We start from the raw sequence: 16,443 nt of genomic DNA, 5'->3' as shown, positions 1-16,443 counted from the left end.
AGGGCATATAAAATGTTACTGCATGATAAGTACAAGAAATATTCAGTTTTCGTACGGAAAAGGCACTGAATTTAATTTCCCTGATATAACAGCACAACGCGGAGAAACCTTATTAATAACAGGTGGTTCCGGTAAAGGTAAAACTACATTGCTACACCTTTTGGGCGGTTTACTCAAGCCGCAGTCGGGAGAGATACGTATTGAAGATACCAACTTACCTACATTATCCGATAAAAAATTAGACCGTTTCAGAGGGCAAAATATAGGGCTGGTACTACAGCAATCATATTTTGTAGAATCTTTAAGTGTAGAAGAAAATGTTGTTTTGGCTTCGTGGCTTGCCACAGGCAGGCAGGCGGTACAAAAAGCCCGGCAACTACTGGAACAACTGGGGCTGAAAGACCAGATGCATAAACTCCCTTCACAACTGAGTATCGGGCAGCAGCAACGAGCTTCAATAGCACGAGCTTTAATCAACGAACCCAAATTGCTTTTGGCTGACGAACCCACCTCGAGCCTCGATGATGAAAACGCTTTTATTGTAGCCGATATGCTTTCGGGTTTGGCAAAACAGTATGGCACGGCGTTAGTAATTGTAACCCACGACCAAAGGCTGAAAGACCGTTTTTCTAACCAAATAACTTTATCATGATTACGAAAATAGCTTGGAGAAACATTTGGTTTAAACCACTCAATACCTTGCTTAGTATTATATTGCTTACGGCAAGTGTGGCTATAATTACGTTGCTTATACTTTTACAAAACCAATTCGAAAAGAAATTTAACAGCAATATAGACGGTATCGATTTGGTGCTTGGGGCACAGGGCAGTCCGTTACAATTGATACTCTCATCCGTTTATCAGGTAGATGCCCCTACGGGTAACATCAATTATACGGAGGCGAAAAAATGGATGGATCATCCGTTTGTAGAAACAGCAATACCACTCGCCTTTGGCGATAATTACAGGGGTTTCCGTATAGTGGGAACTACCCCCGATTATCTGAAAAAATATGACGCTAAAATACAACAAGGTAAAATTTTCAGTACAAATTTTGAAGTAGTAATAGGGAGTGCTGTAGCCGAAAAAATGAAGCTTAAAATAGGCGATACATTTTTTGGGTCGCATGGCGACAGCGAAGAAGGCGAGGTACATAAAGACCATGCCTATAAAGTGGTGGGTATTAGTGCCGAAACCGGTAAAGTTGTTGATAATCTTATACTTTGTAACATACAAAGTGTATGGGCAATGCACGATCATGACCATGCAGAAGGAGAGGAGCATAGCCATGATGAACATGAACACCACGAAGCAGCGGGAGAGGTACACAACCATGATGAGCATGACCACGACCATGAAAATGAGGAAGCCCACAACCATACAGAAGAAATACAGATAAGTGAAGAGGGGAAAGAGATAACTGCGGTACTGATAAAAATGAAGAATAAACCGGCGCTCTTGTCCTGGCAATTTATGATACCCATGAATACCAAAATGCAGGCAGCTTCGCCGGGGAAAGAAATAAACCGATTGTTCGGGCTTTTTGGTATCGGGTTACAGGCATTGCAGTACTTAGCCTATGGTATCATGCTAATTTCGGGCATCAGTATATTTATCGCGCTTTACAATACATTAAAGGAAAGAAAATACGAATTTGCCTTATTGCGCGTTAATGGTGCAAGCCGTTTTCAATTATTGGCATTGGTGCTTATAGAAAGTTTATTATTATGCATTACAGGCTTTTTGTTTGGAACGATTGTTGGGAGAATAGCATTAGTGCTAATTTCGGGTTCATCGGAAGAGGAATTTAAAATGTCGTTCAATCCCCTCGAGTTTGTTTGGGAGAAAGAGGGATATTTATTTCTGCTCACTATCTTTGTAGGGATTTTGGCAGCCGTAATCCCCGCCGTAAAAGCATATAGTTTAAACATATCAAAAACATTGGCAAATGCGTAAAACATTTTTCATTTTATCATTATTAATTTCATCCGGATTTTTTCTGACAGCTTTAAGTACCCCGTCTGCGATATACGGTGGACATATTTTTGACAACGAGGCTTTTAATTACAGCACTTTTGCTGATACGCTAAGTTGGAAGTTGTTGGGAGAGATTAAGTATATAAAAAAACCGAGCGATGATTATCCTGAAGGGGTAATGTACCCGGTGGTAAATACAACACTGAAAGCCAAAAATAAGGAACCCATAGTAATGAGCGGTTTTATTATACCTATTGATAATAAAAACTATGCTTTGAGTAAAAATGTTTTTGCATCCTGCTTTTTTTGCGGACAGGCAGGACCGGAAACGATTATGGGAATAAAATTTAAAGACCCGTCAATTCGACTGAAAACAGATCAGTATGTAACCTTACAGGGTACTTTTCGTTATAACGATTCGGATGTTGACGACTGGATTTATCATATAGAAAATGCTGTTATTGTAAAAGGGAAGTAATGCGAATAACCGACAAGAAGACAGTCTTTTTTGACCTCGACCATACGCTGTGGGATTTTGAGAAAAATTCAGCATTTACATTTGAAACGATATTGGTTAAGCACAACATTGGTGTTGAGATTTCAGAGTTTATAGCACAATATGTTCCTATAAATCTTAAATATTGGAAACTGTATCGCGACGGCAAAATTACCCAACAGGAACTGCGCTATCAGCGATTTAAAGAAGCGTTTGATATTCTGGGTTTTGTTATCGAAGATGATATGATTAACCTGCTCTCGGATGATTATATAAAATATCTTCCCACATACAATTATTTATATGAAGGAGCTGTTGAAGTTTTAGAATATTTAAAACCAAAATATAGTCTGCACATTATTACCAACGGTTTCCACGAGGTGCAAAATGGCAAACTTAAAAACTCAAATATTCATCACTATTTCGAAACAGTAACTAATTCGGAACTTGCAGGGTGTAAAAAGCCCAATCCCGCTATATATGAGTATGCTTTAAGAGCTGCAAAAGCTGAGAAACACACCAGTATAATGATAGGCGACTGTATAGAGGCGGATGTACAGGGAGCTTTGGATTATGGGCTTGACGCTATCTATTTTAACGAATTTAATAAACAAACGCATACCTCTATCAAACAGATCAATCATTTACTGGATCTTAAAAATTTATTGTAATCACTTATGAGAAAAATTATAGTACTGCTTTCTTTTTTACTGACATTTTCAGCTTTTTCACAAAATAAGGATATAAGTGATTACAAATATTTGATTGTACCCGAAAGGTTTGAATTTCAAAAAAAGAGTGGCGAGTATAACCTGAATGAGCTTACCAAAATGCTTTTTGAGAAATACGGCTTTACCGTGTTTTATGCTAAAGATAAAATGCCCGATGAGCTGGCTTTTGATAGATGCAAGGCATTATATGCTGACATAACAGAAGATTCGAGCATGTTTAAAACCGGATTGACTATTACTATTAATGATTGTTGGGGTAAAACCTTATTTACTTCAATAAAAGGCGAGAGTAAAGAGAAAGCTTTGAAAAACGCTTACTACGAGGCATTGCGCGAAGCATCGCGCTCACTCGATACCATGCAATATGATTATAATGAGAATGCCAAACCTACCACATCTGTTACTAAACCCAAAGAGCCGACAGTAAGATTTGTAGAAGCGAAAACAGATAGCGGCAATGATGCATCAACTCTTTTCGCCCAGCCCATTACCAATGGCTATCAGTTGGTAGATAGTGCCCCAAAAGTAGTACTGAAAATATACAAAACCTCACAGCCTGATTCCTACATTGCCACAGCCGAAGGCAAAAACGGTATTGTTTTAAAAGACGACGGCAATTGGTTTTTTCAGTATTATCAAAAAGAAGAATTGGTAATAGAAAAACTGAATATAAAATTCTAAAGAGCCACTTAGGTTCTTAGTTACTAAGAGTCTAAGCACCTTTTAATACCCATACTTATCTTTCCACCTGTTTTTCAGGAAATCGCGAGTGCTGTTTTCTCTGCTGTTATTACCCGGGTCATAAAACTTAGTATTGCTTATCTCATCCGGTAAAAATTCCTGCTCGGCAAAGTTATTAGCATAATCATGTGAGTATTTATAATCCTCGCCATAACCTAACTCCTTCATCAACTTAGTAGGTGCATTACGCAGGTGTAACGGTATAGGCAGGTCGCCCGTTTGTTTTACCATTTGCTGCGCTTTGTTTATAGCCATGTAGCTTGCATTACTTTTTGGCGAAGTGGCAAGATATACTGCACACTGGCTCAGTATAATGCGCGATTCAGGGTAACCGATAGTTGCTACTGCCTGAAAAGCATTGTTAGCCATAATCAGCGCTGTTGGGTTAGCATTGCCGATATCTTCACTTGCCAGTATCAGCATACGGCGGGCTATAAACTTTAAGTCTTCACCGCCCTCTATCATGCGTGCCAGCCAATACACCGCCCCGTTAGGGTCGCTGCCCCGCATCGATTTTATAAAAGCCGAAATAATATCATAATGCTGCTCTCCTGTTTTGTCATACAGTACCGTGTTTTTTTGCGCCAGTTGCATCACCCTGTCATTGGTAATTTCAATAGTATCGCCATCGGTAGCATTGATAACCAGCTCAAAAATATTGAGCAATTTCCTGCCGTCGCCACCCGATAGCCGCAGTAAGGCCTCAGTTTCTTTAAGATTAATATTTTTATGTTTCAGTATTTCATCTTTTTCCATAGCACGGTGTAATAGTGCTTCAAGATCTTCGCGCGAAAACGGATTTAGCACATATACCTGACATCTTGACAATAAAGCAGGGATAACTTCAAAACTCGGATTTTCGGTAGTAGCGCCTATCAGCGTTACCCAGCCTTTTTCAACAGCAGCAAGTAATGAATCCTGTTGCGATTTGCTGAAACGATGAATCTCATCGATAAAAAGGATAGGGTTTTTAGCTGTAAATAGTCCGCCACTTTGCTTTGCCTTTTCTATAACTTCACGCACTTCTTTTACCCCTGAATTTATAGCACTCAGTACATAAAACGGTCGTTTCGACTCCTGCGCCATAATTTGGGCAAGAGTGGTTTTTCCGGTACCGGGAGGTCCCCACAGCAATAACGAGGGGATAATGCCTTTTGCAATTTGGTGGGTTAACGAACCTTGCGGTCCTACCAAGTGTTGCTGACTAATATATTCTGATAAATGTTGCGGACGTATGCGTTCTGCCAAAGGTGCTTCCATAATGTAAAATTAATCATTATGACAAAATTGCACGATATAAAAATTGGTTAAATTCTTGACAAGCTATTACTACATTTGATATAACCTTTTGCCGTGAATGATAATCGCTTTAAATTTTCTCCCTCTGTAGTAGCTTGGTCACTCTATTTTGTAGTGTTGTTGTGGTTGCTATACTGGATCGATATAAAATTTCCCGTAAACTTTGCGCAGTACGGTGTTTACCCACGCACCTTAAAAGGGCTTAGGGGAATCCTGTTCAGCCCGTTTATACACGGTAGTCTTGAGCATCTTTATAATAACTCGATACCATTATTAGTACTCATTGCTGCATTACGCTTTTTTTACAGGAAACACGCCTTGCAGGTTATTGGGTATGGTATTTTGTTATCAGGGTTTATTACCTGGCTTATAGGGCGGGAGTCTTACCATATAGGAGCGAGTGGGCTGATATATGTACTGGTAAGTTTTATGTTTTTTAAAGGGATACAAACAGGTTACTACCGATTGGTAGCATTATCGCTCACTATAATAATGCTGTATGGCGGTATGATATGGTATGTTTTTCCTGATGTAGATAAAGGCATATCATGGGAAGGGCATTTGGCAGGGCTCATTACAGGAGTGGTTTTCTCACGATTATATGATGCTCCCGATTACCAAAAACCGATAGTATATGATTGGCAAAGACCGGACTTTAATCCTGATGAGGATGCTTTTATGAAGCGGTTTGATGAAAACGGTAATTTTATAAATCCGCCAAAACCTGAACCTGAGTTAGAGGAAGAAGAAACAGTGCAGCCTGTTTCAGCTACTATGCCTCGAATAAGAATTGTGTACAACTATACCAAAGCAACCGAAGAAGATAATGATGAGGAGACTGATAATCTAAAAATCTAATATTCTAAAATCTATATTCGTTGTCGTACAGCTTCATATAAAAAAGCACCGCATGCAACCGATACATTTAACGATTGTATTGTACCAAACATGGGCAGCTTTGCTTTTTCATCTACTATTTTTAGTACCGATGGGTTAATACCCCTGTCTTCCGAACCCATAATGATTGCCAATGGCTCTTTAAAGGAGATATCATAAATGGTATCTTCCGTTTTTTCGGTAGCGGCAATGGTTTTTATACCCGAGCCTTGCAAATGGAAAATAGCATCTTTAATGTGTTCTACTTTACAAATGGGTACATTAAATACGGCTCCTGCCGATGTTTTTACGGTATCGCCGTTTACGGGTGCAGAGCCTTGTTTTTGAATAATAATACCATCTACACCGGTACACTCAGCCGTACGGATTATTGCACCAAAGTTGCGCGCATCGGATAGCTGATCCAATATCAGGAATAGGGGAGTTTTACCACTTTCCATAACCTGCTCTACAAGCACCTCAAGATTATGGAACTTAATTGGGGCAATGGTTGCCACTGCACCCTGATGGTTATTAGGGGTCAGTCGGTTCAATTTTTCTACAGGTACATAGCTAAAGTTAATGCTGTTGCGTTTCATTACTTTCATAAGGTCACGCATCAGGTCGCCCTGAGCTTCTTTTTGTATAAACACTTTATCTATTTCCTTGCCTGCCTGTATTGCCTCTATAATGGCTCTTATCCCGAATATCTGATGCTCTTTTTCCATACGGCAAATATAGTAACTTCTATTGTGGTAATAATACTGCTATCGACAAAAGGATAGTGTATTAAATTAAGATATACAATAGTTCAGGATACATTTAAATAAAAGCTAATGTAGTTAACCTTTAGATAGTGCTATAGTTACCTTTTCTTTAAAATTATCTAACCCTTTTGTTGAACTACAAGGCTAATTTTGCCCATTATTTCCTAAACTAATTTACAACACACACATCATGAAAAAAGTTTACCTAATGGTAATGCTTTTAAGCTTCCTGTTCTTAAAAGCGCAAACAATTTACCCGTACTTACAGGCACCCACTTCCAATTCAATTTATGTAAACTGGAAAACAGAGAGTAATACCGAATCTATAGTAGAGTACGGTACTACTCCTGATGCTCTTACTAACATCGTTAATGGTTCTACAGAGGTTTTTTCTGACACAGGGTATGCTGCTAACTATTTTTACCATACGGTAAAAGTTGAAGGTTTAACCCCAAACACCAAGTATTATTACAGAATAAAGACTGGAGCTATAACTTCTGATGTTTATTCTTTTAAAACAATGCCTTTGGCAGGAGAAGCTGCTACGGTCGATGGTCATCTTCGTTTTCTGATATTGGGTGATAATCAAATGCGTAATGTACCTCGATTTGATTCGCTTGTTAGTGCTGCAAAGCGTAAAATCGGACAAAAATGGGGAACAAGTCTTGATCCTGCCGACAACATAGCTATGACAGTTATGGTGGGTGACCAAGTTGACGTAGGTACACTGGATCATTACGAAAATGTACACTTCAAGAAAAACAAAGCTCTTTCAGGATACCTGCCTATACAAACACTTGTAGGTAATCATGAAACGTATGGTACACTGGCAATGCAGGCTTATTATGACCACTACATACTTGATGAGATGTCATATCAGGGTATATCTTCGGGAACAGAAAATTACTATGCTAACCAAGTAGGTAATGTGCTTTTTATAGCACTTGATACCGAGCATACAGGAGCACAACAGCTAAACTGGGTAAACCAAGTATTGGTAGCTGCTAATAATGATGATACAGTAGAGTGGATAGTATCATTGGGACACAGACCTTACCAGGCAGAGCAGTATATAGGCGATATTTCGCAATGGGTACGCAACACGGTAATGCCTGTGTTAGTTACTTCGCCAAAACATATTCTTCATATAGGGGCGCACCACCACTTATATCACAGAGGACAACTTAAAGACACACCAACCTACCAAATAATATCAGGTGGTGTAGCTTGGGATCAGTACTGGGGTATGGCTGCCGAAGAAAATTATGAAGATGTACAGAAAACAATTTCTAACTGGATGTATCAAATTATTGATGTAGATGTAAACAACAATACATTTGATGTAGAGTCTTATTCTATAGGAAGTGTTTATCAGTGGAAAGATAATGAGCTGATGGACGAATTCCACCATTATAAAGGTATTGAAGCTCCTGCACAGCCTGAAATTACAAATGAGTTTGATGGGGGCGATGTAGAACTTCCGCTTGTTATAGAAAGTTCTGATTATACCACTACATCAGAGGAATTGCTTAACAGTACCCAGTTTATGATTGGTAAAAATGCTGACTTTGACATTATAGAAAAAGACGTTTACCGTGATTTTGAAGACCTATATGGTCCTGTGGGTACTCAGGTAGATACATCTGCCAACGTTAATCTGAATGTGGATATTACAAAACTTACACTTGCTGAGAATGAAGTGCCTAATGGACAATATTTTGTAAAAGTACGTCACAGAGATCAGAATCTTAGCTGGTCGCCATGGAGTGATACAAAATCATTTAATATTATTAATAGTACTTATGCTAATACACAAATACAGCTCGATACTATAGCATACCAGCCTAATACCCCTATAACAGTGTCTTTCTCTGATACTCCGGGTAATGCTACTGACTGGGTTGCATTATATAAAGATGAGCAAACTCCGGGTGGCGGAAGCCCTTCTCAGGACTGGGCTTATACTAACGGTCAGGTAAGTGGTAATATAGTATTTAGCGGTCTTACAGATTATGGTATGTATTATGCCACTCTTTTTGAAAATGACAGTTATACCGAGATAGTTGACAGACAGGCTTTTTATGTAGGTCCTTTTGTTGAGGTAACTACAAATCAAAGTACGTATGAGTCGGGTAGTGATGTAATTGTTAGTTATGAAAACGGACCTAACCTTACTAATGACTGGATAGGTATATATAAAGTGGGGCAGACTCCTGGTGGACCAGCCTCTGTACAATGGAGTTATGTTACAACGCCAAGTGGTGAGTTTACGTTTGAAGGTTTGGCAGATGGTTATTACTTTGTTGAATATTTCTTAGAAGACGGCTACCAAAGTATAGGTGAGCGAGTATTTTTTCAGGTAGGTAGCCAAATAACACAACTGGCTATAAACAAAACGATTTATAACCTTAACGAAAATATAATTGCTACATGGACAGATGCTCCGGGTATTATAAAAGACTGGATAGGTATATATAATGAAGGTGATGACCCTAATGAAGATGAATTAGTAAGTTACACTTATTTTGACGGGCAGCCGGAGGGTAGTAAAATTATACCTGATGAAAACCTACCAACTGAAGTAGGGGGGTACTTCATAGTAATATTTACAGATGATTCCTATAATGAAGTTTCTAACAGGGTTTCTTTCCAAGTAGAAGATCCTAATGCAGGCTTAGACGAGTTTAGCAGCGAAAAAGCTGTTATGGTATATCCTAATCCAGTTAAGAAAGGAGAGAAAACATTTGTGAAATGTAAATACCCGATAGACCAAATTGATGTGTTTGATATGACAGGTAACCTGTTCTATACATCTAAAAATATTAATGATTATAACTTCTCTTTAATAAACCAAAGTCTTCCTACGGGTGTTTATTTACTAAAGATACATTCTAATAAAATATATAACGTGAAAGTGATTGTTGACTAACATCTTCTTTCAGTATGTTTATACAAAGGCTGCCATTGGCAGCCTTTCCTGTTATATAATGTGTGCTAAAAGCGTGTTTTAAAACTGAGGTGTACTATAGAGTTAGATAATTTTATATTGTCATCTTTAGTGCTGCCGTTAGCATACACAATATTAAAAAGTCCGTTGTTAGTAAACAGCCCAAACCCAAACCCCAGCCCCAGCAGGTTATCATTCAGCCCGGATGTTTTATCCTGAAAGTAGCCATAGTCGGTAATAGAATATACATATAGGTTAGGTGCAACTACATATCGATATTCCGCCATGAGCGCAGTATATAAACTCGCCTGCAGGCTGTTTTCGTTAAAACCTCTTATAGAATTAATACCGCCAAAGCGGAAAAGCTCATTAATAATATAGGAGCTACTGCTTAGGTAAAACGATTCATTTTTCAAATTAATAATATTACGCTTATTAAGATAGAGGTTATGCGAAACATCAGTTTGTATAAAATATTGGTCTGTACTGCTTGTTTTGGTGTCTCTTGCGCCAAAGCCTCCTTTCAGGAAAACCGATGTTTTTTCGGGGAACAGAAAATCATCAAAACTATAGCCTGTATATTCATAAGTAGAAGTATAGAATGTACTGGAGTAATCACTCAGGGTACTGTTATCTAAATTTTGTATATCTACTGATTCGGTTTGTTTGTAACCCAAATACACCCGAGAGTTGTAATTAAAGTAGTAACCAACATTCAGGTCGGTAACGGTAGTTTGAAAAGTACTGTCCTGTTTAAATATGTTAAGGCTTGCTTTTATACCTATCGGGCTTTTAAAAATATAAGGCAATTCCAGCGAGGTGTTAAAAGTAGTTTGCTCATCGCCGTTGTTCTTCCAATACAGGTTAAACCGCTCTCCTGAGTTCAGTATATTGATGAGCAGTAAATCCAAGTAGCCGTTAAAACGAACATTACCTTCATTTTCATCGTTAGAAAAACCTATATACCCGTCAAAAGTATTGGGTTTTGCTTTTTCCAGATATACATATACTTTAGTAGTATCTTCTTTAAACAGTATTTCGGGATATCGCACTTGGTTTATAAATCGTATGGCATTAAAATCGTTATATACCCGTTGCAGGTTTTCGCGGTTAAAAGTTTTGCCCCGATATTTTCGTAATATGCTTCGGCGTATGCCTTCGGGAAATTTTTTATACCCTTCCAGTACCAGCCCGTCAAGCGTTCGTTTCTTCTCTATTGTAGTTGTAAGCGAAGCCGTTAAAACAGCATCCTTTTTTTCGAGGTTTATTAACTGTAAATTACTTAAAGAATAACCCTTTTTTTCCAGTAAAGCCATATTGTTGTTCATAAAGCTTTCGGTTTCAGCAATGGATAGGGTAATGGTATCTTGCGTGATATTTAAAAGCTGTTTATGAAAATCAGAGAGCTTATCGGTATATATACGTATAGTATTCGTTTTTTGCCCTATCGAAAATATATAGTTAAATACAGAGTCATTCACTTTGCGGTGCGCAATTTCCCTATTCTCCAAATAGCCTGCTCTTAATAAAGTTTCTGATAATAGTGCCGCCTCTTCCATTATAGATTTGGCGTCTTGGTGTACTTTATTATAGGATATTGAATCGATAACTTTTGTTTCGGCAACAGTGCTGCCTTCCACTTTCAAGTAAAGGTTTTGCGCTTTTACCGAAAAGCAGAGCACGAATAGTAAAAATATGAGGGAAATTTTTTTCAATACAAAAAGTGTTGTCGGTAAAAATAACGCAAAAAAACCTGAAAAAATATAAAGTGCATTTTATGTTGAGAATTCGTTTGAAAATTAATAGGTTAAGATTTGTTTTATTAATTATAATTCCTACATTTGCAACCCCGAAAAAAGCGGGATTTTTTAATTATAAGAAATTTTTAATAATAATTATGCCTACAATTCAACAATTAGTAAGAACAGGGAGAACCCAAATAACTAAGAAGAGTAAATCGGCTGCGTTAGATTCTTGTCCTCAAAGAAGAGGTGTATGTACACGTGTTTACACAACTACACCTAAAAAACCAAACTCTGCAATGCGTAAAGTTGCAAGGGTACGTTTAACAAACGGAAATGAAGTGAATGCTTACATTCCCGGAGAAGGACATAACTTACAAGAGCACTCGATAGTATTAGTTAGGGGTGGAAGGGTTAAAGATTTACCAGGTGTTAGATACCACATTGTTCGTGGTGCTCTGGATACTGCCGGCGTAAGCGGAAGGTTACAGAGAAGATCTAAGTATGGTGCTAAACGCCCTAAAGACAAAAAGTAATTTTTAAAGAGTTTTAAAGAGAAAACATGAGAAAAAGACAGGCAAAAAAGAGACCTCTTTTACCAGATCCAAGGTTTAATGACCAGCTGGTAACACGTTTTGTAAATAACTTAATGTGGGATGGTAAGAAATCTACTGCTTTTAAAGTGTTTTATGATGCAATAGACATCGTAGAGGCTAAAAAACAGGACGAAGAAAAATCAGCATTAGAAATGTGGAAAGATGCATTAACTAATGTTATGCCTCACGTAGAGGTAAGAAGCCGCAGGGTAGGTGGTGCTACCTTTCAAATACCAATGCAGATACGTCCTGACAGGAAAATATCTATGGCTATGAAATGGTTAATACTTTATGCAAGAAGAAGAAATGAGAAATCTATGGCTCAAAGACTGGCATCAGAAATTTTAGCTGCTGCTAAAGAAGAAGGTGCTGCTGTTAAAAAGAGAATGGATACTCATAAAATGGCAGAGGCTAACAAAGCATTCTCTCACTTTAGATTTTAATTCATAAAGAAACAACAATACAATGGCAAGAGATTTAAAATTCACGAGAAACATAGGGATTGCGGCTCACATTGATGCCGGTAAAACGACAACAACAGAGCGTATCCTTTTTTATACCGGTAAATCGCACAAAATTGGTGAGGTGCACGATGGTGCAGCTACGATGGACTGGATGGCGCAGGAGCAGGAAAGAGGTATTACCATTACTTCGGCTGCTACAACTTGTACTTGGAATTTTCCAACAGAACAAGGTAAGCCACTTCCTGAAACATTACCTTACCACTTTAATATTATTGATACTCCCGGACACGTTGACTTTACCGTAGAGGTAAACCGTTCGTTAAGGGTACTTGATGGGCTTGTTTTCCTTTTTAGCGCAGTTGATGGTGTTGAGCCACAATCTGAAACAAACTGGAGACTTGCAGATAATTACAAAGTGCCTCGTATGGGCTTTGTAAATAAAATGGACCGGCAGGGTTCTAATTTCCTTGCAGTATGCCAGCAGGTAAGAGACATGCTAAAATCTAATGCTGTTGCTATTACTTTGCCGATTGGTGAGGAAAATGATTTTAAAGGTGTTGTAGATCTTGTTAAAAATCAAGCTATTATATGGCATGATGAAACACAGGGAGCAACATTTGATATAGTGCCTATTCCTGAAGATATGAAAGAAGAAGTTCATCAGTACAGAGCTACTCTTATAGAGGCTGTTGCTGACTATGATGAAACTCTTATGGAAAAATTCTTTGAGGATGAAGACTCTATCACAGAAGATGAAATTAATGCCGCTTTAAGAAAAGCTACTATTGATATGTCTATCATACCAATGATATGTGGTTCGGCATTTAAAAATAAAGGTGTTCAGTTTATGCTGGATGCAGTTTGTAAATACCTTCCGTCTCCAATGGATAAAGAAGGTATTATGGGAACTAATCCTGACAGCGAAAAAGAAGAATTACGTAAGCCTGATGTTGCGGCACCTTTTGCTGCTTTGGCATTTAAAATTGCTACAGATCCTTTTGTTGGTCGTTTAGCATTCTTCAGGGCTTATTCAGGTCGTCTTGATGCAGGTTCTTATGTGTTAAACACACGTTCCGGCAACAAAGAGCGTATCTCTCGTATTTACCAAATGCACGCTAACAAACAAAACCCAATCGAATATATCGAGGCGGGTGATATTGGAGCAGCAGTAGGATTTAAAGACATCAAGACCGGAGATACACTATGTGATGAAAAACATCCTATAGTACTTGAAAGTATGGATTTTCCTGATCCGGTAATAGGTATCGCTATTGAGCCTAAAACTAAAGCGGATGTTGATAAAATGGGTATGGCTTTGGCTAAACTTGCAGAAGAAGATCCAACATTCCAGGTTAAAACAGATGAAGCTTCAGGTCAAACTATTATATCAGGTATGGGTGAGCTTCACCTTGACATCCTTGTTGACCGTCTTAAAAGAGAGTTTAAAGTTGAGGTTAACCAAGGAGAGCCTCAGGTTGAATATAAAGAAGCGTTTACTAAAAATGCCCAACACAGAGAGGTTTATAAAAAGCAATCAGGTGGTCGTGGTAAATTTGCTGATATCGTTTTCGAAATAGGACCTGCAGACGAAGGTGTTGTAGGACTTCAGTTCATTAATGAGGTAAAAGGTGGTAACGTTCCTAAAGAATATATCCCATCTGTAGAAAAAGGCTTTAAAATGGCTATGAAACAAGGACCGCTTGCAGGTTATGAAGTTGACAGCTTAAAAGTAATTTTGAAAGACGGATCTTTCCACCCTGTCGATTCAGATGCATTATCATTTGAATTAGCTGCAAAAATGGGTTATAAAGAATCCGGTCGTGCTGCCGGTGCCGTTATCCTTGAGCCTATAATGAAAATGGAAGTTATTACTCCTGAAGAAAACATGGGTGATATCGTGGGTGACCTTAACAGAAGAAGAGGTCAGGTGAGTGATATGGGTGACAGAGCGGGAGCTAAAACCATTAAAGCAAATGTTCCTTTATCAGAAATGTTTGGTTATGTAACTACTTTAAGAACATTATCTTCAGGTAGAGCTACATCTACAATGGAATTTTCTCACTATGCAGAGACACCTTCAAATATATCGGAGGAAGTAATCAAAAAAGCTAAAGGAAACGCTTAATTTTAAAGAAAATGAGTCAAAAAATCAGAATAAAATTAAAATCATACGATCATAGCCTTGTAGATAAGTCTGCAGAGAAGATCGTTAAAACGGTAAAAAGCACAGGAGCCGTAGTTACCGGCCCTATACCGTTGCCAACGAACAAAAAGATTTTTACAGTACTGCGTTCTCCGCACGTAAATAAAAAATCAAGAGAGCAGTTTGAAGTTAGTTCATACAAAAGACTTCTTGACATCTACAGTTCTTCTTCTAAAACTATCGATGCACTAATGAAATTAGAGCTTCCCAGTGGTGTAGAAGTTGAAATAAAGGTGTAATTATAAAGGAAATGAGTTTATTAAGTTGAGTATCGAGATAAGACTCGATACTCAATTCTTATATCTCCTACCAATAAAGAGTTTTTAATAAATAGTAATTAATAATTAGTTTAATATGTCTGGGTTAATTGGAAGAAAAATCGGCATGACCAGTATTTTCGATGAAAACGGTAAAAACATACCGTGTACAGTAATCGAAGCAGGTCCTTGTGTCGTTACCCAAGTCAGAACCAAAGAGGTTGACGGGTATAAAGCGTTACAACTTGGTTTCGATGACAAAGCAGAAAAACATGTAGTAAAAGCGGCCGAAGGTCACTTTAAAAAAGCAGGTACTTCTGGCAAGAAAAAAGTTGTTGAATTCAAGTATTTTGAAGAAGAGCATAACTTAGGTGATGTTCTAACTGTAGATTTGTTCAAAGAGGGCGAATTTGTAGATGTACAAGGAGTATCTAAAGGTAAAGGCTTTCAGGGTGTAGTAAAACGTCACGGTTTTGGTGGAGTTGGTCAAGCTACACACGGTCAGCATAACCGATTAAGAGCACCGGGTTCTGTGGGTGCGTCGTCTTATCCTTCAAGAGTATTTAAGGGTATGCGTATGGCAGGAAGAACAGGTGGAGAAAATGTAACAATACAAAACCTTACAGTTTTAAAAGTGGTGGCAGAGAAAAATCTTCTTGTTATAAAAGGTGCTGTGCCGGGCCATAAAAACTCGTATGTAATCATTCAGAAGTAATGGAAGTAAAAGTATTAGATATCAACGGAAAAGAAACTGGCAGAACGGTAACCCTTTCTGATTCAGTATTCGCAATTGAGCCTAACAAGCATGCTGTTTACCTTGATGTTAAGCAATACCTTGCTAACCAAAGGCAGGGTACTCATAAGGCTAAAGAAAGAGCTGAAGTAACAGGAAGTACACGTAAAATAAAGAAACAAAAAGGTACCGGTACTGCACGTGCAGGTAGTATTAAGAGCCCGGTATTTAAGGGTGGAGGTACTATTTTCGGACCAAGACCAAGAAGTTATTCTTTTAAATTGAATAAAAACCTTAAGCGTCTTGCAAGAAAATCGGCATTAGCATTAAAAGCGAAAGATTCAAACTTAGTTGTTGTAGAAGATTTCAATTTTGATGTGCCAAACACTAAAAATTTCATTAATGTTTTGAAAGCTTTAGGGTTAGATAATAAAAAATCTTTATTTGTGTTGGGTGATACAAATAAAAACGTATATTTGTCGTCACGCAATTTAAAAAGCTCTACTGTTATAACTAGTTCAGAATTAAATACTTACGCAGTTATTCATGCGAATACTTTAGTTCTTACGGAGGGTTCATTAGAGGGGATTGTAGAAAATTTAAGCAAATAATAG

At 38.0% G+C, this 16,443-nt stretch carries 16 protein-coding genes; 13 read left to right on the top strand and 3 right to left on the bottom strand.

The window, feature by feature from the left end; genetic code table 11:
- The first annotated feature begins 22 nt into the window (after positions 1–22).
- The 5 genes from E0W68_RS01025 to E0W68_RS01005 are packed head-to-tail and all read left to right on the top strand — an operon-like array spanning position 23 to position 3,885.
- Positions 23–652: an ABC transporter ATP-binding protein gene (locus E0W68_RS01025; protein ID WP_135217547.1), complete on the top strand. Its 630-nt coding sequence runs from the start codon at positions 23–25 to the stop codon at positions 650–652.
- Positions 649–1,956 carry an ABC transporter permease gene (locus E0W68_RS01020; RefSeq protein WP_135217546.1) on the top strand — a complete coding sequence of 436 codons (1,308 nt, stop codon included), beginning with the start codon at positions 649–651 and terminating at the stop codon, positions 1,954–1,956. Before E0W68_RS01025 ends, E0W68_RS01020 begins: the two co-directional genes overlap by 4 nt.
- Positions 1,949–2,455 carry a hypothetical protein gene (locus E0W68_RS01015; protein WP_135217545.1) on the top strand — a complete coding sequence of 169 codons (507 nt, stop codon included), beginning with the start codon at positions 1,949–1,951 and terminating at the stop codon, positions 2,453–2,455. Before E0W68_RS01020 ends, E0W68_RS01015 begins: the two co-directional genes overlap by 8 nt.
- Positions 2,455–3,144: a YjjG family noncanonical pyrimidine nucleotidase gene (locus E0W68_RS01010; protein ID WP_135217544.1), complete on the top strand. Its 690-nt coding sequence runs from the start codon at positions 2,455–2,457 to the stop codon at positions 3,142–3,144. The genes E0W68_RS01015 and E0W68_RS01010 overlap by 1 nt, the downstream gene beginning before the upstream one ends.
- 6 nt (positions 3,145–3,150) lie before the next feature.
- On the top strand, positions 3,151–3,885 hold the full coding sequence (locus E0W68_RS01005; RefSeq protein ID WP_135217543.1) for a hypothetical protein: 735 nt from the start codon (positions 3,151–3,153) through the stop codon (positions 3,883–3,885).
- A 42-nt stretch (positions 3,886–3,927) separates the two neighbouring features.
- Here E0W68_RS01005 and E0W68_RS01000 read toward each other — a convergent pair whose 3' ends face one another.
- Positions 3,928–5,205, bottom strand: coding sequence for a replication-associated recombination protein A (locus tag E0W68_RS01000; protein WP_135217542.1), 1,278 nt, complete (start codon positions 5,203–5,205; stop codon positions 3,928–3,930).
- Positions 5,206–5,298: 93 nt separating this feature from the next.
- Between E0W68_RS01000 and E0W68_RS00995 the strand changes: the two genes are divergently transcribed.
- A complete protein-coding gene (locus E0W68_RS00995; RefSeq protein ID WP_135217541.1) occupies positions 5,299–6,102 on the top strand; it encodes a rhomboid family intramembrane serine protease in 804 nt (267 codons plus the stop codon).
- A gap of 11 nt (positions 6,103–6,113) precedes the next feature.
- On the opposite strand, the gene rlmB is transcribed toward E0W68_RS00995, so the two are convergent.
- Positions 6,114–6,848 (bottom strand): 23S rRNA (guanosine(2251)-2'-O)-methyltransferase RlmB, encoded by a 735-nt coding sequence (gene rlmB, locus E0W68_RS00990; protein WP_135217540.1) that lies wholly within the window; start codon positions 6,846–6,848, stop codon positions 6,114–6,116.
- A 229-nt stretch (positions 6,849–7,077) separates the two neighbouring features.
- Here rlmB and E0W68_RS00985 point away from each other — a divergent pair, with 229 nt between their 5' ends.
- Positions 7,078–9,816: a fibronectin type III domain-containing protein gene (locus E0W68_RS00985; protein ID WP_135217539.1), complete on the top strand. Its 2,739-nt coding sequence runs from the start codon at positions 7,078–7,080 to the stop codon at positions 9,814–9,816.
- 65 nt (positions 9,817–9,881) lie between these two features.
- On the opposite strand, the gene E0W68_RS00980 is transcribed toward E0W68_RS00985, so the two are convergent.
- The gene (locus E0W68_RS00980; RefSeq protein WP_135217538.1) at positions 9,882–11,549 is read right to left on the bottom strand and encodes a BamA/TamA family outer membrane protein; all 1,668 of its coding nucleotides are present in this window, start codon (positions 11,547–11,549) and stop codon (positions 9,882–9,884) included.
- Between the two features lie 182 nt (positions 11,550–11,731).
- Here E0W68_RS00980 and rpsL point away from each other — a divergent pair, with 182 nt between their 5' ends.
- The 6 genes from rpsL to rplD all read left to right on the top strand — a co-directional run bounded on the left by rpsL (position 11,732) and on the right by rplD (position 16,440).
- The gene (rpsL, locus tag E0W68_RS00975) at positions 11,732–12,112 is read left to right on the top strand and encodes a 30S ribosomal protein S12 (RefSeq protein WP_135217537.1); all 381 of its coding nucleotides are present in this window, start codon (positions 11,732–11,734) and stop codon (positions 12,110–12,112) included.
- A 26-nt stretch (positions 12,113–12,138) separates the two neighbouring features.
- Positions 12,139–12,615, top strand: coding sequence for a 30S ribosomal protein S7 (rpsG, locus tag E0W68_RS00970; RefSeq protein ID WP_135217536.1), 477 nt, complete (start codon positions 12,139–12,141; stop codon positions 12,613–12,615).
- Positions 12,616–12,637: 22 nt separating this feature from the next.
- Entirely contained in the window at positions 12,638–14,761 is a 2,124-nt protein-coding gene (gene fusA / locus E0W68_RS00965) for an elongation factor G (protein ID WP_135217535.1), read from the top strand.
- Between the two features lie 11 nt (positions 14,762–14,772).
- A complete protein-coding gene (gene rpsJ, locus E0W68_RS00960) occupies positions 14,773–15,078 on the top strand; it encodes a 30S ribosomal protein S10 (protein ID WP_114676975.1) in 306 nt (101 codons plus the stop codon).
- A 115-nt stretch (positions 15,079–15,193) separates the two neighbouring features.
- A complete protein-coding gene (gene rplC, locus E0W68_RS00955; RefSeq protein WP_135217534.1) occupies positions 15,194–15,811 on the top strand; it encodes a 50S ribosomal protein L3 in 618 nt (205 codons plus the stop codon).
- The gene (gene rplD / locus E0W68_RS00950; protein ID WP_135217533.1) at positions 15,811–16,440 is read left to right on the top strand and encodes a 50S ribosomal protein L4; all 630 of its coding nucleotides are present in this window, start codon (positions 15,811–15,813) and stop codon (positions 16,438–16,440) included. The genes rplC and rplD overlap by 1 nt, the downstream gene beginning before the upstream one ends.
- Positions 16,441–16,443: the final 3 nt, after the last annotated feature.

Source organism: Flavobacterium salilacus subsp. salilacus, from assembly GCF_004634195.1.
GTDB classification, from domain to species: Bacteria; Bacteroidota; Bacteroidia; order Flavobacteriales; family Flavobacteriaceae; genus Flavobacterium; species Flavobacterium salilacus.
This window is presented reverse-complemented; position numbering and strand designations above follow the sequence as displayed.